Source organism: Agrobacterium sp. SORGH_AS_0440 (assembly GCF_031453135.1).
Lineage (GTDB): Bacteria > Pseudomonadota > Alphaproteobacteria > Rhizobiales > Rhizobiaceae > Agrobacterium > Agrobacterium pusense.
The window spans coordinates 885,395-903,104 of record NZ_JAVIYR010000002.1 but is presented as its reverse complement, the minus strand read 5'-3'; the positions used below and the strand labels follow the sequence as shown (position 1 = coordinate 903,104).

General features: G+C 61.7%; 17 protein-coding genes. 5 read left to right on the top strand and 12 right to left on the bottom strand.

Features of this window, described 5'->3' with window-relative positions; translation table 11 throughout:
* Positions 1 to 67: 67 nt before the first annotated feature.
* From QE453_RS13725 to QE453_RS13690, 8 genes are all read right to left on the bottom strand, one after another.
* Positions 68 to 1,336, bottom strand: coding sequence for a phage major capsid protein (locus QE453_RS13725; RefSeq protein WP_072494178.1), 1,269 nt, complete (start codon positions 1,334 to 1,336; stop codon positions 68 to 70).
* Positions 1,337 to 1,367: 31 nt separating this feature from the next.
* Positions 1,368 to 1,958, bottom strand: coding sequence for an HK97 family phage prohead protease (locus tag QE453_RS13720; RefSeq protein ID WP_309777286.1), 591 nt, complete (start codon positions 1,956 to 1,958; stop codon positions 1,368 to 1,370).
* Between the two features lie 28 nt (positions 1,959 to 1,986).
* Positions 1,987 to 2,307, bottom strand: coding sequence for a DUF6107 family protein (locus QE453_RS13715; RefSeq protein WP_003509186.1), 321 nt, complete (start codon positions 2,305 to 2,307; stop codon positions 1,987 to 1,989).
* A gap of 187 nt (positions 2,308 to 2,494) precedes the next feature.
* Positions 2,495 to 3,661, bottom strand: a complete 1,167-nt coding sequence (locus QE453_RS13710) for a phage portal protein (protein ID WP_042936777.1) — start codon at positions 3,659 to 3,661, stop codon at positions 2,495 to 2,497.
* A 239-nt stretch (positions 3,662 to 3,900) separates the two neighbouring features.
* On the bottom strand, positions 3,901 to 4,209 hold the full coding sequence (locus tag QE453_RS13705) for a Dabb family protein (protein WP_006700091.1): 309 nt from the start codon (positions 4,207 to 4,209) through the stop codon (positions 3,901 to 3,903).
* Positions 4,210 to 4,267: 58 nt separating this feature from the next.
* Positions 4,268 to 4,906 carry a hypothetical protein gene (locus QE453_RS13700; RefSeq protein ID WP_309777285.1) on the bottom strand — a complete coding sequence of 213 codons (639 nt, stop codon included), beginning with the start codon at positions 4,904 to 4,906 and terminating at the stop codon, positions 4,268 to 4,270.
* Positions 4,907 to 5,463: 557 nt separating this feature from the next.
* On the bottom strand, positions 5,464 to 6,723 hold the full coding sequence (locus QE453_RS13695) for a DNA-packaging protein (protein WP_072494175.1): 1,260 nt from the start codon (positions 6,721 to 6,723) through the stop codon (positions 5,464 to 5,466).
* Positions 6,720 to 7,247 carry a hypothetical protein gene (locus QE453_RS13690; protein WP_174150790.1) on the bottom strand — a complete coding sequence of 176 codons (528 nt, stop codon included), beginning with the start codon at positions 7,245 to 7,247 and terminating at the stop codon, positions 6,720 to 6,722. The genes QE453_RS13695 and QE453_RS13690 overlap by 4 nt, the downstream gene beginning before the upstream one ends.
* 341 nt (positions 7,248 to 7,588) lie before the next feature.
* Between QE453_RS13690 and QE453_RS13685 the strand changes: the two genes are divergently transcribed.
* Positions 7,589 to 9,229 (top strand): alpha/beta-hydrolase family protein, encoded by a 1,641-nt coding sequence (locus QE453_RS13685; RefSeq protein ID WP_309778160.1) that lies wholly within the window; start codon positions 7,589 to 7,591, stop codon positions 9,227 to 9,229.
* 23 nt (positions 9,230 to 9,252) lie between these two features.
* On the opposite strand, the gene QE453_RS13680 is transcribed toward QE453_RS13685, so the two are convergent.
* A complete protein-coding gene (locus tag QE453_RS13680; protein WP_309777284.1) occupies positions 9,253 to 10,092 on the bottom strand; it encodes an SDR family oxidoreductase in 840 nt (279 codons plus the stop codon).
* A 143-nt stretch (positions 10,093 to 10,235) separates the two neighbouring features.
* Here QE453_RS13680 and QE453_RS13675 point away from each other — a divergent pair, with 143 nt between their 5' ends.
* Positions 10,236 to 10,604: a helix-turn-helix domain-containing protein gene (locus tag QE453_RS13675; protein WP_004440721.1), complete on the top strand. Its 369-nt coding sequence runs from the start codon at positions 10,236 to 10,238 to the stop codon at positions 10,602 to 10,604.
* Positions 10,605 to 10,834: 230 nt separating this feature from the next.
* Here the strand turns inward: QE453_RS13675 and QE453_RS13670 are convergent, their stop codons facing one another.
* A complete protein-coding gene (locus QE453_RS13670; protein WP_004440719.1) occupies positions 10,835 to 11,266 on the bottom strand; it encodes an Lrp/AsnC family transcriptional regulator in 432 nt (143 codons plus the stop codon).
* A 123-nt stretch (positions 11,267 to 11,389) separates the two neighbouring features.
* Here QE453_RS13670 and QE453_RS13665 point away from each other — a divergent pair, with 123 nt between their 5' ends.
* Positions 11,390 to 12,490 (top strand): saccharopine dehydrogenase family protein, encoded by a 1,101-nt coding sequence (locus QE453_RS13665; protein WP_004440717.1) that lies wholly within the window; start codon positions 11,390 to 11,392, stop codon positions 12,488 to 12,490.
* 143 nt (positions 12,491 to 12,633) lie between these two features.
* On the opposite strand, the gene QE453_RS13660 is transcribed toward QE453_RS13665, so the two are convergent.
* Positions 12,634 to 14,094: a protein adenylyltransferase SelO family protein gene (locus QE453_RS13660; RefSeq protein ID WP_309777283.1), complete on the bottom strand. Its 1,461-nt coding sequence runs from the start codon at positions 14,092 to 14,094 to the stop codon at positions 12,634 to 12,636.
* A gap of 171 nt (positions 14,095 to 14,265) precedes the next feature.
* Between QE453_RS13660 and QE453_RS13655 the strand changes: the two genes are divergently transcribed.
* The gene (locus QE453_RS13655; RefSeq protein ID WP_309777282.1) at positions 14,266 to 15,984 is read left to right on the top strand and encodes a glycoside hydrolase family 32 protein; all 1,719 of its coding nucleotides are present in this window, start codon (positions 14,266 to 14,268) and stop codon (positions 15,982 to 15,984) included.
* A 72-nt stretch (positions 15,985 to 16,056) separates the two neighbouring features.
* A complete protein-coding gene (locus QE453_RS13650; RefSeq protein ID WP_309777281.1) occupies positions 16,057 to 16,230 on the top strand; it encodes a hypothetical protein in 174 nt (57 codons plus the stop codon).
* Between the two features lie 19 nt (positions 16,231 to 16,249).
* Here QE453_RS13650 and QE453_RS13645 read toward each other — a convergent pair whose 3' ends face one another.
* A complete protein-coding gene (locus QE453_RS13645; protein WP_309778158.1) occupies positions 16,250 to 17,635 on the bottom strand; it encodes an MFS transporter in 1,386 nt (461 codons plus the stop codon).
* Positions 17,636 to 17,710 lie beyond the last annotated feature (75 nt).

Here is a 17,710-nt window from a genome sequence, read left to right as displayed (position 1 = left end):
GAGCTTGCCCCCTCATCTGCCCTGTCGGGCATCGGCGGGGAGAAGAAACGCGCGGCACCGTCGAGGTTCAATTCACCCCGAACTTCACCAGCTTGATCGCCTCGAAATTCTGCACGCCGCCGCCCACGCGTTTGGTGGTGTAGAAAAGCACATAGGGTTTGGCCGAATAGGGATCGCGCAGGATGCGGACGCCGGTTCGATCAACGATGAGGTAACCGGCGCGGAAATCCCCGAAGGCGATGGCGAAGCTGTTGGCCGCCACATTGGGCATGTCCTCGGCTTCCGTCACCGGAAAGCCCATCAGCGAGGCGGGCTGACCGACGGCAGCCGGCGGATGCCAAAGATAGGCGCCGGTCGTGTCCTTGAAGCGTCGAAGCGCACCCTGCGTCTTGCGGTTCATCAGGAAGGTGCCGTTCTGGCGATGGCCGGCTTTCAACGCATAGATGGCGTCGAGCAGCACGTCCATGGGACCGGCGGAGGAAAAGCCCGCCGATACGCCGGTCGCGACATAACCGATATTGCCCCAGCTCCAGTCGTTATTGGCAACGGTCGTATAGGCGAGGAACCCCCTGGGCTTGTTGATGCCATCGCCGCCAACGAAAGCCGCCGCCTCCTGTTCGGCGAATGCGATGTCCACCTCGGAGGCGATCCACGCCTCGATATCGACCGCCGCGTCGTCCAGCAGGCCCTGGGTGGCGGCAGGCATGGCGTAAAGCTCCATGGTCGGGAAAGAAAGCTCCGACAGTTTCGGCGTCGCCGTTTCCGGCCGCGCCGCCGTTTCCGAAACCCAGCCGGTGGCGAGCCCGCCGGCGGCGAAGGGTTTTTTCAGCACGGCAGCGGAAACCTGTCGCACCGTGGCGAGCGCCCGGACAGGCGAAATCGCCGTCATGCGCCGGCCGATCTCGCCATCCGTCTCGGTCGGAAGAAGAAAGCCGCCGTCCGCCCCGGCCGAGCCGGCAAAGGCCTTTGCCTCGAGATCACGCAGCGCGGCTTCCTCGCCCCGGCGGATATAGGCCTCGAAAGCGGTCTTGTGCTCTTCGGCATCCTGCGACAGCGCGTCCTTCCGGCCGAGCGCGGGCCGCGCCTTCTTCAAAGCCAGATCGTCCATGAGCCTGCGGTTGTCGTCGAGCGCCCTGTCGATTCGGTCGAGCTTGTCGCGGGTCACGACATCAGCCCCCATCTTGCGCTCGATATCGGCAAGCCGCTGATCGTTGGTCTCACGGAAGGCTTCGAAGGCCTCCATGAACTCGTCGAAGGCGGCCGTCATCGTATCGGGGACGGCCTTCAGCTGCGGCGCAACCGTCATCGGGGCCGGTGTCGTTGTCTGTTCTGTCATGTGGTTTTCCTTGTTGCGGTTTGTCCGGAAATCAGCGTTTGAAGGCGGTATCGAAAAGCGAACGGGCGGCGCGGCGCATGCTGCGCACCAGTTCGGTGTCGCGGTCGCGGAAGAAGCGGGCATGCTTGACATCGGAGACGCGAGCCGAGGGAAGCATCGGAAAAGTCACGACGGAGATCTCCCAGAGATCGGCCTCCAGAATGCGCCGGACGCCGGCGCGGGCCGCCTTGCCGGAAAGCCCTTCCCTACTCGAACGAACCGTGCGGAAACCGATGGACAGCCCGTCCAGAGCGCCGGTCTTCATCAGCGAATGGACCTCCCTCGACCGGGCGACGCCGGGCGAGAGGATACCCTCGACATAAAGGCCACGCTCATCCTCGCGGATGGTGCGCCAGGCGCCGATAGGCTGGGCCGGATCGTGCTGGTAGAGCATGCGGATACCGGACGCACCGCGCTCCTCGATGGAGCGGCGGAAGGCGCCGCGCTCGATCACATCGCGGCCGAGATCGATCTCGCCAAAAACGCTGGCGTAACCGGAAAAAGTGCCGTCGCCGGCAATGCCGCGCAGTTCCAGATTGGCGAATTTACGCGTGGCGGGACGCGGCCCGCAATAGGCGTGCATGGGTAACTCCTGCGATGTGAGGGGAATATCAGGCGCGCGGACGGGCGCTGTAACGGTCGGCGATGCGCACCAGCACGCCCAACCCCCACCAGGCCCCCATGCTGGCGGCGGCGGAACCCGCCACCATGATTTCGCGACCGGAGAGCGCACCGGCAATATCAAGCTGCTGCACGATCCACAGGCCGATAGGCCCGCCGAAGATCATGCCGCAGGAGACGCCGGTGATAAAACGGCTCGCGGCCTCGCGTTTGCTTTTCGGCAGGAGATAAACGAGCGATACACCCGCGCCCGCCACGGCGCCGGTGATGCGGGCGGCCCAGATGCCGGCCTCATTGGCGAATTCAGACATGGGTAATCATTCCGTTCTAGGATGTTGTCATCGGGCGGACGCGCCGCGTCGCACGCAGCCGCTTCCTGCGCGCCTGCACCGGGTGATTTTACGAATCTTCGGAATCGCTTGGACGGATGAGCTCACAAAGAGAATCCGCTTCTTCAGACAATGCTTGAACCGTCAAAGCGAAAGAAACGCCGTCCCTTCAATAACCGACGGCCTCGCGTTTTTCCTCGTCGCTCAGGAACGAGGCTGCGCCGATGCGTGTCCAGAGCGCGTCCCGCTCGCCCGCGAGCCCGGCAATCCGGTCGAGATCGGCTTCCAGTCGCAGGCCCACGCCGAAGATCGGCGCAAGCCAGCCGCAAAGCCTCGCCGCCGTGCGGTTGACGAGCGGCAGCACGGTGAGGCGATAGAAGGCGCGGTTCGCTTCCTGATAATTCGCATAGGTATTGTCACCGGGAATGCCGATCAGCATTGGCGGTACTCCGAGTGAGAGCGCGATATCGCGGGCCGCGCCGTTGCGGGCTTCCAGAAAGTCCATGTCGCGCGGCGATAGTCCCATCGCCTTCCAGTCCAGCCCGCCCTCCAGAAGCAGCGGCCGGCCGGCATTCATGGCGCCCTGATAGCCCTCCTCCAGCTCGCGCTTCAGCCGTTCATATTGTTCGGCGGAAAGATTGCCGCCTTCCCGCGGCTGATAGACCAGCGCGCCGGAAGGCCGGGCGGAATTATCGAGCAGGCGCTTGTTCCACTGGCTGGCGGCATTGTGAAGATCAAGCGCCGCGCCGGCGGAGGCGAGCGGCGCGAACCCCACCCGGTCATCCAGCGGATGGAACAGTTTGAGATGCAGCAGCCCCAGCCCGTCCCGTTCGGCGGCGATGCGCCGCGTGGCCCGGCCTTCGGCGCGGTAATCATAAGCCGCCGGCCAGCCATCCGGCCCTTCGACAATGCTGAGCCGGTCAGGCCGGAGAAGATGCAGTTCACGCAGCCGCCCGCCGACCACAAGCGGCTCGACATAGGCGTTTCCGGCCAGCATGAGGTGGCCATAAAGCGCCTCGAAGAAATCCGGCCCGCCCATGTGGGCGCCCGGCCTCGCCAGAAGCGCCAGCAGCGGATGATCGCCTATCTCGTCATCGCCGTCGTAAAGCAGCCAGTTCACCGACGCGGCCGCTTCCGCCACCATGCGGGCAGCCCGGTGGGCTACGGGATTCTTCATGAAACCCTCACGGGCAAGCGCGGCATAGGACCGGCCGGACCAGAAGGCCTGCCCGCCCTGCATGGCCACGGCCATGAAGCCGCCAGCCATTTTCCGGTTTTCGGGCATGGCGTTGCCATCCGCCGGGCGCTTGCGCGGCAGGGAAAAGGGAAATCGCATGACGGTGTCCTTGTTTGTGATGTTCCTCATCCCTGGCTTGTCACAGGGAACCAGCCAGCCCAGCTCTTTGGGCCGAAGAAAGTCTTGTCGTCGCGCAGACACGCGTCAGCTGGTTTCCTGCGACAGGCACAGAAATAAGGGATGCCGGGACTCAAAACCCAAACGGAAAAAGATTTTTTTCGCCGGCTCTCGGCAGACGACGGGCAGATGCCCGTCACTTGCGCAGCTGAACCGAACCGTTACCGGATCGGTGCTTTTACTGCCGTATCGCTGTCGAAATCGGCGGCGACGCGGGTTTCCCGCAGCGGCTTCACCGTGCGGGTGGAAAGATCATAGGCGGGATCGGCCTTGTAGGCCGCCAGCGCCGCTTCGTTTTCGAACTCGCCATAAACGATGAAATCGACGGAATTGCCCCATTGGTCCTTCTTCACATTCTCGCCGATTTCCAGCTTCAGCGCATGCGGAATCGCGGTAAGGCCGGAAAGGCCCTTGCGGACGGCGTCGCGGTTTTCCTCGGGAACGGTGAAAAAGACGATATGGCGGATCACGGTGTCACCTGTCATGCGAAATTCGAAGGCGGCCTTCTCGGCGCTGCGTAACGGGTTATCACCTGGGCCGCGCCGGTTCAATCCGCGCCGCAAGAAGCGCCCGATGAAATGCGCGCCCATAATTGCCCACCAGGCCGGCCCGGTCGCTGCCATTGATGATGGCGCGCGCCGCATCCCAGTCTTCGCGCTCTGCACCGAAGAAATCCGCAAGACGTCTGCCGGTGAAGCTGCCGGCCACCATGCCCCGGATCAGGATAGCCGTCGCCACGTCCGCTTCCATGGCGCGCGCGGGGCGGCCGGTTAGATCCACCCCGGTCAGCACCGACATGGTCTCATAATTGCGGCGATGGGTCAGCTGAACGAAGCCGCGTCCCAGCCAGCTTTTCCCTTCCGCATCACGCCGCCAGTAGGGCCTGCGGACCATCGGCAGACGGCCGGCGGCAAAGGCGCGGTCGAGCCGTGCGATCGCTTCGGCATCGGTTGTCGCCAAAGTCTCGCGCACCGGCTGCATGGTTGCCGCGGTCTCGTGGAAAGCAGTCGCCAGCATATAAGCCAGCCACCGGGGATCGCCGCCGGGCAGCGCCGTCGCAAAGCCCGACAGGATCGTCTTCATCCCGGCAAGCTGCGCCGTCTGCAGCCGCCCGCCGAACAGGGATTTCCGCACCGACGCGACGAATCGCGCCTCGTCAAAGACCATGGCCTGCTCCTGATATGACACTTGATATGACTTGGGGTTCATGACCCCTGACGTCCGTCAGGACTAAATCGATTTGAAAAAACCTTAATCGATTTTAATCCTCGGACCGGGGTTTTGGAGTAAAAAATTCCTTGAATTCCGGAACCTTAGCGCGCTAACTCCATTTACCGCGCAATCCTGCAGCGTTAACCATTCAAGGAGGAATGCCACCATGACAGCGACAATCCCCCAGACCGTTTATGACCGTCTCGAAAACGAGTGGCGCCAGATGCGTGAAACCGGCTCCCAGCCGAAGCCGGCGCAATCTCCGAAGAAATAATATTTGCCCGCCGCCCGAAATCGGGCGGGTACTTCACTTTTTCTTCTCCCCGCTGGGGAGAAGATGGCCCCAAGGGTCAGATGACGGGGCAAGGTGCTGACATCCATGCTCTCGCGGCACATTTTGACCATTGCCTCTTGATCCCGCGCTGCAATCCTTCTGCCCAACGGAAGAAGAAACAGGCGGCACGCTTGAGGCGTTATTGGCTCTAGGTCTCTGGAGCCACTAAATCACCATCTCACATCCCCCGCACCTTCGGTTCGCTGGTCACCATCGTCGTCAGCGCAGTGATCGCCCAGACGAGTGCGTCCAGCCTGTCCGGCGAGCGCCCGGTCGACAGGCCTTCCGGTCCGAAATCCGTCATCTGGTCCTCAAGCTTTTCAAATCGCGCGGCGTGGCGCACCCTTCCCTGCTCATAGAGCGCGGCGACCGGTTCGGCGCGGGCGAACTTTCCGCGGCTTGCCCGCACCAGCGTCAGCGGCAGGTTGGCCTCTACGCTCTGCAGCATGGCGCGCACCATCTCGCCGCCTTGATTGACCTCTGCCACGACGCGGTCAGCCTCGTGGCGGCGGAAGGCGGCGACGACGGCGCGAGCCCAGCCGGCCGGCGTCTCGCCTTCCACCGAACAATCCGCAAGCACCGTGAGACGCCCGGCCATGCCCAGTCCCGCCACGACGATGCCGCAGCAGGAATTTTCACCACTGCCGGCCGGCGGATCGACCGACACCACGATCCGCGAAAGCGGCGCAGCCGCAACCTCAACGATCGCTTCCAGATCGGCGCGTTTCCATAACGCGCCCTCGCGCTCATCGATCAGTTCGCCGCCAATTTCCTGACGGCCGAGCCGCGTGCCCCCGTAGCGGTCCTGCATGGCTTTCAGAAAACCGGGAGAAAGGTTCCGCGCGTTCATGGCCGTCGGCATCCGGGCCACCCGGCTCGAAGGATCGGCCAGAAGCGCCTTCAGCAATGGAATGGGCCGTGGCGTGGTCGTCACCAGCTGTCGTGGCAATTCACCCAGACGCAGGCCGAACTGCAGCATGTCCCAGGTTTCCTGTGGATATTTCCATTTGCCCAGCTCGTCCGCCCAGGCCATGTGGAACTGCGGCCCGCGCAGGCTTTCCGGGTCTTCCGATGAGAACACCTGCGCCATCGCCCCGTTGGGCCAAAGCAGCCGCCGACGCGACACCTCGAAGGCGGGACGATGGCGGCGGGCAATACGGCAAATGCCGGAAATGCCGTCGATCATCACCTCCCGGGCGTCACCCAGCGTTTCGGCAACCAGCGCGATGCGCAAATCCGATTGCCTGCCGGCGGACGCGACGGCGTGAACCCACTCCGACCCGGCGCGGGTCTTGCCGGATCCGCGTCCGCCGATCAGAAGCCATGTCCGCCAGTCGCCCTCCGGCGGTTGCTGCGGCAGGTTGCCGATGAAACGCCAGTCGCGCAGAAGGTTGAAGACCTGCGCCGGCAGATGGGGTCCGGTCGACATATCCGTCATGTGTCGGTTTCTGCGAAGGGGCTGCAAGCGGGATCGGTTGCCATCTTTGCGCGGCATTTCTGTTCAGCCAGTTCATCGATGCGATTGAGGAAATGCGCCACCGCCGCTTCGTAGTCCCCGACATCGGTTTCGTCTTCGCTGAAAAGAGCTTCCCTTTCTTCCGCCAGCACCCGTTGCAAAGCGTCGATCCGCTGCAGCGTGCGGACGATCAGCGACAGCTGGTCCGTCGCAGCCTTCACATCGGCGCGCGCCAGCTTGCCCGAAGCATCCTCCGCCGTCGCCAGCAAGGCCGCTTCGCTCACTTGGCGGAGATTGCGGTACAGGCAGAACTGCTCGCGCATCTCCTCCGTCAGCTCATTCAGCAATTGCCGCAGGCTGCCGTTGCGCGCCGCATCTTCGGCGGCCAGCCTGTCGGCCCGCGACTTCGTCTCGGGCGCGGCTTCCGGCATGTCGTCAGCCGCATAGGCGGGCGTTTCCGGCCAGACGCTGTAGAGCGCCGGATCGCAATTGCTGGACGTTGTCATGGGATTGGCCTGCGAGAGAAAGAACAAATAAAGAGGGGCCGCGAACAAGGCAAGTTTGCTTGCACCTCACTCACCCTCATTCCTGTGACAAGCACAGGAATGCGGGTGGTGAACAAAGCGCTACGGGCAGTCCCAAGGACAACCATTGCCGTTCAGCCGCAAATCTCCGACTATAGCCAAACACTATCAAACCACCGTCACGGTGTAAAGGATTATTTTCCTATTGCTATGATTTTTATCCTGATCACGGGATTTGCACCCTCGTCCGTCACATATTACACTTAGCATCAGGCGGTGAGTAGAAGGGACAAGTCAAGTTGGTAAAACAATGGGTTGAGCGGTTGTTTGCGGGTCTTTCAGCAACCGGCATCGTCTTTGGCACGGTTCTCTTCTGCGCTTCTCTCACACCATCGCTCCTGCCGCGAACATGGCTGATGCAAGGTGTGCTGTGCGGGTTTTCTTTCGCGATCGGTTACATGATCGGCGTCGCCCTTCATGCGATCTGGGCTTATCTGGAGCTGCCTGAACCCTCGCGTCATAATGTCCGCGGCGTTCGGTTTCTCATTGCGCTTGCCGCCGCGATTACGGCGATTGCGTTTCTGTGGCAGGCGAAAGACTGGCAGAACTCCATTCGCGTGCTGATGGAGCTCGATCCGCTCCCCAGCGCGCACCCCACCAAGACAGGCGCCATCGCCATACTGGTGGCTGCCATTCTCATCGGCGCCGGCCGGCTGTTCCAGCTGATCCGCCGTTTCTTTGCGACGCGCAGCCGGCATTTCCTGCCGCGCCGGCTGGCCAATGTGCTCGGCATCGCCGCGGCCATCATTCTGTCCTGGATGCTGCTCAACGGGCTGATCTTCGACATCGGCCTCAGATTTGCCGATTCCTCGCTGAAACAGGTGGATGCGCTGATCGAACCCGATGTGCCGCGCCCGTCCGATCCGCTCAAGACCGGCAGCAGCGCCTCGCTGATGACATGGGAATCGCTCGGCCGTCGCGGCCGCGAATTTGTCGCTGAAGGCCCTCATGGCGCAGACATCTCCGCCTTCACCCACCGCCCGGCCAAGGAGCCGCTCCGGGTCTATGCAGGCCTGAACTCCGCCTCGACCCCGGATGAAAGGGCATCTCTGGCGCTTGAGGAACTGAAACGTGTCGGCGGCTTCGAACGCAAGGTGCTCCTGGTGGTCATCCCCACCGGCACCGGCTGGATCGATCCGGAAGCGCTCGATACCGTCGAGTATCTGCATGACGGCGATATCGCCAGCGTTGCCGTGCAATATTCCTATCTCTCAAGCTGGATAGCCTTGCTGACGGAGCCGGATTACGGCGTCGAGACGGCGCGCGCTCTGTTTGAAGCCGTTTATGGCTACTGGACCACCTTGCCGAAGGAAAAGCGGCCGAGGCTTTATCTGCACGGCTTGAGCCTCGGTTCGCTCAACTCGCAGAAGTCCTCCGATCTTTACGATGTGCTCTCCGACCCCTTTCAGGGCGCGCTGTGGAGCGGCCCTCCTTTTTCCAGCCCGACATGGCGCATGGCCACCAATGGCCGGGTGAAGGGTACGCCGGAATGGCTGCCGCGTTTCCGCGATTCCTCCGTCATCCGCTTCGCCAACCAATATACCACCGCGCATATGCCTGATGCGACCTGGGGGCCGATGCGGATCGTTTATCTGCAATATGCCAGCGACCCCATCACCTTCTTCGAAGCCGCCTCGCTTTACCGGCGGCCGCAATGGATGGTGCATCACGGGCCAGACGTTTCCACATCCTTCCGCTGGTTCCCGGTCGTCACCCTGCTGCAGCTCAGCCTCGATGTTGCTGCCGCCACCACGGCGCCGATCGGATATGGCCATGTCTATGCGCCGGAACATTACATCGATGCCTGGACGGAGGTGACGGCGCCGCAGGGCTGGAATGCCGAGGATATGCAGCGGCTGAAGATGTTCTTCAAGGCCCGCCGCGGCTCCACCGATCCGGCTTAAGCGCGGCGGGCTCTTGTTGAGTCTCAGCCTTTAAGCCGGTCCAGATTGTCGGCGATATAGGTCTCCAGCGAACGCGGCGCATGGCCGGTCAGCGTTTCCACGTCGCCGGTCACCACCGCCGTCCAGCCCTCACGAACGGGATGGAAGATCGAGGCGAGGAAGGACGCGTAGTCCTGCGGCACACCTGCACCCGTGAGGATGCCGATAAAGACCTCGTCCGAAACGGCGGCATAAAACACTGGCTTGCCGATAGCCTGCGAAATCAGTGCTGCCGCTTCGCCGTAGCCAACTGCCCTTGGTCCGGTCAGATTGAAGGCCTTGCCGTCAAAGGCCGTGGATGTCAGCGCGGCGGCAGCGCTATCGGCGATATCGCGCACATCGATGAAGCTTGACTTACCCTCGCCCGCCGGAACGGCGATCTGGCCGTGGTCGATGCCGGCTTTCCAGTAGCTGTGGAAATTATCGGCAAACCAGTTGGGACGCAGGATGACGTAAGGCGTGCCTGACGCGATGATCTTCAGCTCGATCTGGCGATAGGGAATGGAATCGTCGGCATCGACGCCGAGAACGCTGAGGAACACGATCTTCACCTTCCAGCGCGCGGCCTCCTCGACAACGGGCGTCAGCGCGTCGATGGCATCCAGACGCCCGCCGGAAAGAAGCAGGAACAGGCGGTCAACACCGTCGAAGGCATCCGCATAAGTCGATGCGTCGGTATAATCAAAACGCACCCCTTCCGCGCCGTCCGACGCCCTGCCGCTGCGCGACGCCGCCTTCACTCTTTCGCCCTTGGCCACCAGTTCCCTGACCAGCGGCGTGCCGATGGTGCCGGTTGAACCGATTACGAGTATCTTGCCTGCCATCTCAAATCTCCTTAGTATCTAATAGAAACCATGTTTCGAAAACACAGATACTGCGTTAGAGAAATCATGAAAAGAGAGCACTTTTCGGTTAGCTGGTTTCCTCGCGGAAACCGGCATAGCCTTGAAACAACAGGGTGAAATCGATGGCAAATATCTATGACGTTTATGAGGACCGCTGCCCGACACGCATGGTGCTCGACAGGATCGCCGACAAATGGGCGCTGCTGATCCTCGACAAGCTGCGGCGTGATGCCGTTCGCTTCAACCTGTTACGGCGCGAGATCAAGGGCATATCGCAGAAGGTGCTGTCGCAGACGCTGAAGAAGCTGGAGCGTGACGGGCTGATTTCACGGCAGGCCTTTCCAACGGTTCCTGTCACCGTCGAATATTCACTGACGCCGCTGGGGCGCACGCTGACGGACACCGTGGCGGCGCTTGCCCATTGGGCGGAGGGCAATATGGACGCGGTGATGGCGGCACAGAAGGCTTATGATGAGCGGACGGTGGTTTAGACGGCTTCGCTTTCGCGTAGCGAGAGAAACATAGGAGTGGCAATCCTTTGTTGTTTCGTTTTGCAGACCATCGCTTCCGTCATACCGGACTTGATCCGGTATCCAGCCAGCCCAAGTCCATGGGCTGAAAAGACTCTGTTCGCCGCGCAGACGCACATCGACTGGATGCCAGATCAAGTCCGGCATTACGGAAGTGGGTTTCGCTTATCTTCCACTCTTTCAAACGCTTCTTACCGCGAGATCCGCGTCGACAGAATGATCGATGACAGCGTGCGCTCTACTCCGTCGAGCGCGCCGATACGGTCGATCAGCCGGTCGAGATCGAGAATCGAAGGGGCGGCCAGAATGGCGATGAGGTCAAATGTGCCGCTCACCGAATGCAGCGTCGTCACTTCCTTGATGGCGGCAAGCGCCGCAGTCACCGCTGGCAGAGCCTTCGGCCCGATGGTGATGAGCACATGCGCGCGCACCAACCCGGAAAGATAACTTTCCGAAAGCCTGAGGCCATAACCCGCGATCACGCCGTCTGCCTCCAGGCGCTCGATGCGGGCCTGCACCGTGGTGCGCGAAAGGCCGAGCCTGCGCGCCAGTTCCGCCACCGGCATGCGGGCATTTTCGGAAAGCAGCGCCAGCAGCGCCCGGTCCTTGTCAGTGATCGTCATAGTGATCAATCCTGTCGTCTTATCGTTCAATAATAACGAGCGATCTGCACATAGTGAAGCTCCGAATCGCAGTGAAACCGCAATATGATTGTGCCCTAAGAATTTTTCTGCGGGGAACAAAACATGAAAAACATCGTCGTCATAGGTGCGGGCAACATCGGCTCGGCCATCGCCTGGATGCTGGCCGCCACAGGCGATTATCGCATCACGGTTGCCGATCGCTCGGCCGACCAGCTGGCCAATGTGCCTGCTCACGAACGCGTCGACACCGAGATCGTCGACATCACCGATCGTCCGGCGCTGGAAGCACTGCTAAAAGGCAAATTCGCCGTGCTGTCCGCCGCCCCCTTCCACCTGACGGCGGGCATTGCCGAAGCGGCCGTTGCCGTCGGCACGCATTATCTCGATCTGACCGAGGACGTGGAATCCACCCGCAAGGTCAAGGCATTGGCGGAAACGGCGGAGACGGCGCTCATCCCGCAATGCGGCCTCGCGCCCGGCTTCATTTCCATCGTCGCCGCCGATCTTGCCGGCAAGTTCGACAAGCTGGACAGCGTGCGTATGCGCGTCGGCGCCCTGCCGCAATATCCGTCCAATGCGCTCAACTACAACCTCACCTGGAGCACGGACGGGCTGATCAACGAATATATCGAGCCCTGCGAAGCGATCGTCGAAGGCCGCCTCACCGCCGTTCCGGCGCTTGAGGAGCGTGAAGAATTCTCGCTCGACGGCGTCACCTATGAGGCTTTCAACACGTCAGGCGGTCTCGGCACGCTCTGCGCCACGCTGGAAGGCAAGGTGCGGACGATGAATTACCGCACCATCCGTTATCCCGGCCATGTGGCGATCATGAAGGCGCTGTTGAACGATCTCAACCTGCGCAATCGCCGCGATGTGCTGAAGGACCTGTTCGAGAACGCCCTTCCCGGCACCATGCAGGATGTGGTCATCGTCTTCGTCACCGTCTGCGGCACCCGCAACGGCCGCTTCCTGCAGGAAACCTACGCCAACAAGGTCTATGCCGGCCCCGTTTCCGGCCGGATGATGAGCGCCATCCAGATCACAACCGCCTCAGGCATCTGCACGGTTCTCGATCTGCTTGCCGAAGGCACGCTGCCGCAGAAGGGCTTCGTGCGGCAGGAGGAAGTGGACCTGCCCAAGTTCCTCGATAACCGGTTCGGCCGGTATTATGGCGCACATGAGCCACTGGCTCGGGTGGGGTGAGTTACCGGCCTCAATTTATTCCGTCATACCGGCCTTGAGCCGGTATCCAGCCAGCCCAAGTCCTTGGGCTGGAAATACTCTATTCGCCGCGCAGACGCGCGTCGGCTGGATGCCGGATCAAGTCCGGCATGACGGTGAGGTCGTCACGTCCCGCAAAACGTCCGAAATACCCGCTCATGGCTCATCGGCGGCTGCATATAGACGAAATTGTCCGGCCGCTCCTCGAAGGGCGTCGCAATCGCCTTCAGCATGGCGTGAAAGGGCTCGAAATCATCCTCCTCCACTGCCGCCTCGATCAGTTCCTCGATACGGTGGTTGCGTGGGATGATCGCCGGATTAACTGACAGCATCGCCGTCGATCTTTCGGAATCGGAAATCCCCTCCCGACCGGCTCTTTCCCGCCAACGGGCGAGAAATTCGTCCGCGCCCGCAATATCGATGAACATGCCGCGGAATGGCTCGGCGTCGCCATTGACGGCATGCGAAAGACGACGGAAGGTCAGCGTATAGTCCGCTTCCGATGCCTGCATCAGCGCCAGCAGCCCCTGCACGAGGTCCATATCGCCCTCTTCCTCCGCCGTCAGACCAAGTTTTGCGCGCATGCCGGCAAGCCAGCGTTTGGGAAAGGCGGCAGCGAAATCGGCGAGAACCCCATTGGCGAGTTCAGCGGCCTTTTCCACCTGCGGATCGAGCAGCGGCAGCAGGCATTCCGCCAGCCTTGCGATGTTCCACTGGGCGATGCCGGGCTGGTTGTTATAGGCGTAACGGCCCTGCGCATCGATGGAGGAAAAAACCTTGTTGGGATGATATTCGTCAAGGAAGGCGCAGGGGCCGAAATCGATGGTCTCCCCGGAGACCGCCATATTGTCGGTATTCATCACGCCATGGATGAAGCCCACCATCATCCAGCGGGCGATGAGGTCGCATTGCCGTTGCGCTATGCCCTGCAGCAGGGCGAGATAAGGATTGTCTGCCTCTTTCACCTCGGGATAATGCCGATCAATGACGTAATCCGCGAGGTTTCTGATCGCCTCATTGTCTTCCCGCGCGGCGAAGAACTGGAACGTGCCGACCCGGATGTGGCTTGCCGCGACACGGGTGAAGACGCCGCCCGGCAGGCCGACTTCACGCTGCACCCTTTCGCCGGAGAGGACAGCCGCCAGCGCCCGGGTTGCGGGAACGCCCAGCGCAAACATCGCTTCCGAAACGATATATTCGCGCAGCACAGGGCCAAGCGCGGCGCGCCCGTCACCCCTGCGCGAGAACGGCGTCGGGCCGGAGCCTTTCAGCTGGATATCACGCCGTTTGCCGTTCCTGTCGATCACCTCGCCCAGAAGAATCGCGCGGCCATCGCCCAGCCGCGGTACGAAACCGCCAAACTGGTGGCCGGCATAGGCCATGGCCAGCGGTTCGGCTCCCTGAGGCACGACATTGCCCGAAAAGATCGCCGCCAGTCTTTCATCGTCAAGGCCGGTGACGTCGAGACGAAGCTCGTCGGCAAGCCCACGGTTGAAGGTGATGAGGCGCGGTGCCTTTACCGGCGTCGGCAGCACCGCGGCGCTGAAACGCTCCGGCAGGCGGGCATAGGAATTGTCAAATTTCATCACGGATAAACTCCCTGCTTTGCCTCTATATGGGGCCGGAGGGTGGCGGATGCGAGCGATAAATGCCGAAGCTCCGCTCCTTCGCCTCATTCAATTTTGCGCAATGAACTTTCCATCGCCATCATCGTTCCTATGCTTGATCCGCAGAATGCCGAAAGGAAAGGAAAAGCAATGACCGTCGTTGAAGCCGTAACCGCCGAACCGGAAAGCGCCATCCGTACCATTCACACCGATCTGCCCGTCAACGCCACCTTTCATGTCTGGCTGAAGGCAAAAAAAGCCGGCGAGCCGGGTGCGGTTTCCTTCTCCAATCAAAACGGAAAATTCGCTGAAGTTTCAAGCGTCAACACCGAAGAGTACGGGTTTCGGATCTATCAGGTTTTTGGCGGCGGCCATGTGGAGCTGAGTTACGACACGGTCACCACCGCCGTTTCGGTGATTTATTGGTTCACGGCATCGGATGTACTCGAAACCGGCATCACGGTTGTTCATACCAAGCCTGACAATGCCGCGCCGGAACTTCCCGGGAGCTACCACTTCCGCCCGCCCTTCGGCTGGATGAATGATCCGAACGGCTTTGGCCGCTTCGAGGGCCGTCCGCATCTGTTTTATCAGCATTATTCGCACGGGCTGCGGTGGAACACCATGCATTGGGGACATGCTGTCTCCTCCGATTATCTTCGCTGGCGGCATCTGCCGATCTTCCTTTTTCCGTCAGAAGACCTGACCACCCGGCCGGACAAGCGCGGCGGCGCCTATTCCGGCTCCACCATTCCGCTGGTGGAAGGCAGCGGCATCCGCGTGTTCTTCACCGAGCAGGTGCAGGACCGCATTCCCGAACAGCAGATACAGCTCACCGCCACCTCTTCCGATCTCATCATGGCAGGGCAGGCAGACGTCATTCTGGGCCATCGTCCGGACGGACAGGGGCTGACGCCGGATTTCCGCGATCCTTACGTCTTTCGCGGTCCCGATGGCTTGTGGAAAATGGTGCTCGGCAGCCAGAGCGAGGGCGGCGGTGTCATCCTGCTTTACGAAACGCTCGACCCCACGGCTGCTTCCGGCTGGACCTATGTGGGCAAGCTGTGGGTGGAAACGCGTTATAAAACCACAGCCATCGAATGCCCCTGCCTGCTGCCGCTCGATGGCCCCGCCAATGCCCGTTCCACGCGCTGGGTGCTGATCTACGGACTGATGCACTCGGAAGACCCCGAGACAGGCCGCAAGAACCTGACAATGGCCGATGTGGGCTGGTTCGACGGCAAGGTCTTCACCAAGGAATCCGGTCAGGAGCTCGATTTCGGCACCGATAATTATGCCTTTCAGGCCTTTCTGGACGGGGATAGCATCATCGGCATCGGCTGGCTGGCCAATTGGGCCGACGCCAATCCCGAGATCGATTTCCCCACCTCCATGACGTTACCGCGCCGGATCACTTATGTGAATGGCGAGCTTCTGACCCCACCCATCGGCGCGGCCGAAAGCCTGCGCAGCCACATTCTCGACCGCACCCGGCTTGCGGCCGGCGAGCGTGTCACCTTCATCAACGGCGCAGTGGAGATATTGATCGAGCTTGCGTCGCCCGGGGTGCCCTTCGAACTCGCGCTTGATCACCCGACGGTCACGCTCGGTCTCGTCAGCGACGAAACGGGCATCTGGATCCGCCACGAGGATGGGCGGGAGGGCCCCTCCCCACATTACATTGCCAAAGGCGCAAGGGCCTCGCGCGTCCGTATCTTTCTGGATTACGGCTCTATGGAGGTTTTTGCCAATCGCGGACGGTATGTCGGCACGAAACGCATCGAGGGCTTCGAGCCCGTGCGCGCCGCTCTTTTGAAGGCCGAGCCCGGGGCGGTGGTCCACGCCACGACCTGGGCGCTGCGTCCCTAAGGAACCTTTTGGCGGATTGGGTGGTTGATAGACCAGAAACGCCCGAAAAATTCCGCCGAAAGGAGAAACGGCATGACCAAAAACCGCGACACCAGCGATCCCATCCTGTTTCCGACGGAAGCCAACCAGAACAAGACCGAGAAGAAGCGCGCCGGAAAGGGTATCGTCATCGTCATCGGCGCGATCGCCGTCATGGCCTTTGTGGTCTATCTGACGGCGATCACCATCGCCACTACCCAGTCCTGACCAGGCCGCGGCGGGGGCGCTAGCGCTCGCCGCGCAGCCCCCTTGCCGTGAAGATCGCCAGCAGCGACACCACGACACCAAGCCCGTAAAGATATGTCATCGGCATCGTCACGTCTGCCCGATCGATTTGCGTCACCAGATCGGTCGCAGCGGCAACAGTGCCGCTTGCACCCGCACCGGCGGCGGCTCCCAGTGTCGCGACCGTGGGGAGCAGCGCGCCCGTCATCTTGCGTTCCTCCTCCGGTGCGGCGTCCATGGCCGCCTGGCTGATACCTGCCCATGACATGCCGAAAGCCGATCCTATCAGGATTTGCCCAAGCAGCATTTCGACCGAACTGCCGGTCGAAAGCCCGAGCCCGAGCAAAATGCAGCCCGGCACCATCTGATAAGGGCCGTAATGCAGGCAAACCTCGCGCAGGCGATCGGAGCGCAGGCTTCCGATCAGCATTGCCACCAGGCTCCAGGCGAGCGGCATCGTTACCACGATAAAACCGGCGAAGGTGGGTTCATGACGCCAGAGATTAATGGCGACATAGGCCAGATAGACGCTGCCGAGAGCGTGGGCGTAGGACATCAGGAACAGCACCCAGAAGCCGCTGCCGAGCACCGTCTTCAACTGAAAGGAATCCTTCGGAAACAATCCAACGGAAGGCCGTGTACCGGCGCGGAGCGAGGCCCACAGGAGTGCTGCACCCGCCAGCAGGGACAGGGCGCGCAGGCTCGCATCCTCGAAGGCAGAGGGAGCGGAAAACGCCAATGCGCCGATGAGGCAGAGCGCCAGCGGCACCAGCGGTCTGCGCGTCGTCACCACCGGTCGCTCGGCGGAGACGGCGATGGCGGTATAGGCCACGAGCAACAGAATCAGGGGTGCCGACAACAGGAAGGTGGCGCGCCAGGAGATATGTTCGGTTGCGAAACCGCCTGTGAGCGGGCCGATGAACGAGGCGACCGCCCAGATCGCCGCCTCGATGGCGAAGACCTTCGGCAACAGGCCGGAGCGGAAACCGGCGGGAATGAGGCTGTAGCACACGGCAACGATCAACCCGTCCGCCAGACCCTGCAAGGCGCGACCGACGACGACCCACAAGAAGTCGTCGGCGATTGCCGAAAGGAGGGAACCCAGAGAAAAGATCAGGCAGCACAGCAGCAGGACCGTGCGCGCGCCGAAACGTTCGCGAAACAGCACGGCGGTGACGCCGCCAGCGACGGAACCCACGAAATAGAGACTGTAGGCCCAGCTGTAAAAGGCCGCTCCGCCGATTTCATTCACGGCCACCGGCAAGGCCGTGACGACCGCGAACTGGTTGAAAGCGTGCAGGCCGATACCGGAGGAGATGACGGTTAAAAGCGAGAGATTGGCCCCGCTCAACAATTCACCCCAGCCGTTTTTCTCCGTCATTTCCATACTCGTCAAAGCCGCATCCTTTCGATTTTCGCGATACGGCGGGCAAACTAGAACCTCAAGCGCCATTGAGGTCAA

Excerpts from the sequence above, each read along its gene's own strand:
- QE453_RS13690 (WP_174150790.1), bottom strand. The coding sequence starts at position 7,247 with ATGACAACGTCCAGCAATTGCGATCCGGCGCTCTACAGCGTCTGGCCG.
- QE453_RS13725 (WP_072494178.1), bottom strand. The coding sequence starts at position 1,336 with ATGACAGAACAGACAACGACACCGGCCCCGATGACGGTTGCGCCGCAG.
- QE453_RS13675 (WP_004440721.1), top strand. The coding sequence starts at position 10,236 with ATGGCAAATATCTATGACGTTTATGAGGACCGCTGCCCGACACGCATG.
- QE453_RS13670 (WP_004440719.1), bottom strand. The coding sequence starts at position 11,266 with ATGACGATCACTGACAAGGACCGGGCGCTGCTGGCGCTGCTTTCCGAA.
- QE453_RS13720 (WP_309777286.1), bottom strand. The coding sequence starts at position 1,958 with ATGCACGCCTATTGCGGGCCGCGTCCCGCCACGCGTAAATTCGCCAAT.
- QE453_RS13710 (WP_042936777.1), bottom strand. The coding sequence starts at position 3,661 with ATGCGATTTCCCTTTTCCCTGCCGCGCAAGCGCCCGGCGGATGGCAAC.
- QE453_RS13715 (WP_003509186.1), bottom strand. The coding sequence starts at position 2,307 with ATGTCTGAATTCGCCAATGAGGCCGGCATCTGGGCCGCCCGCATCACC.
- QE453_RS13645 (WP_309778158.1), bottom strand. The coding sequence starts at position 17,635 with ATGGAAATGACGGAGAAAAACGGCTGGGGTGAATTGTTGAGCGGGGCC.
- QE453_RS13665 (WP_004440717.1), top strand. The coding sequence starts at position 11,390 with ATGAAAAACATCGTCGTCATAGGTGCGGGCAACATCGGCTCGGCCATC.
- QE453_RS13650 (WP_309777281.1), top strand. The coding sequence starts at position 16,057 with ATGACCAAAAACCGCGACACCAGCGATCCCATCCTGTTTCCGACGGAA.
- QE453_RS13695 (WP_072494175.1), bottom strand. The coding sequence starts at position 6,723 with ATGACGGATATGTCGACCGGACCCCATCTGCCGGCGCAGGTCTTCAAC.
- QE453_RS13680 (WP_309777284.1), bottom strand. The coding sequence starts at position 10,092 with ATGGCAGGCAAGATACTCGTAATCGGTTCAACCGGCACCATCGGCACG.
- QE453_RS13700 (WP_309777285.1), bottom strand. The coding sequence starts at position 4,906 with ATGGTCTTTGACGAGGCGCGATTCGTCGCGTCGGTGCGGAAATCCCTG.
- QE453_RS13655 (WP_309777282.1), top strand. The coding sequence starts at position 14,266 with ATGACCGTCGTTGAAGCCGTAACCGCCGAACCGGAAAGCGCCATCCGT.
- QE453_RS13660 (WP_309777283.1), bottom strand. The coding sequence starts at position 14,094 with ATGAAATTTGACAATTCCTATGCCCGCCTGCCGGAGCGTTTCAGCGCC.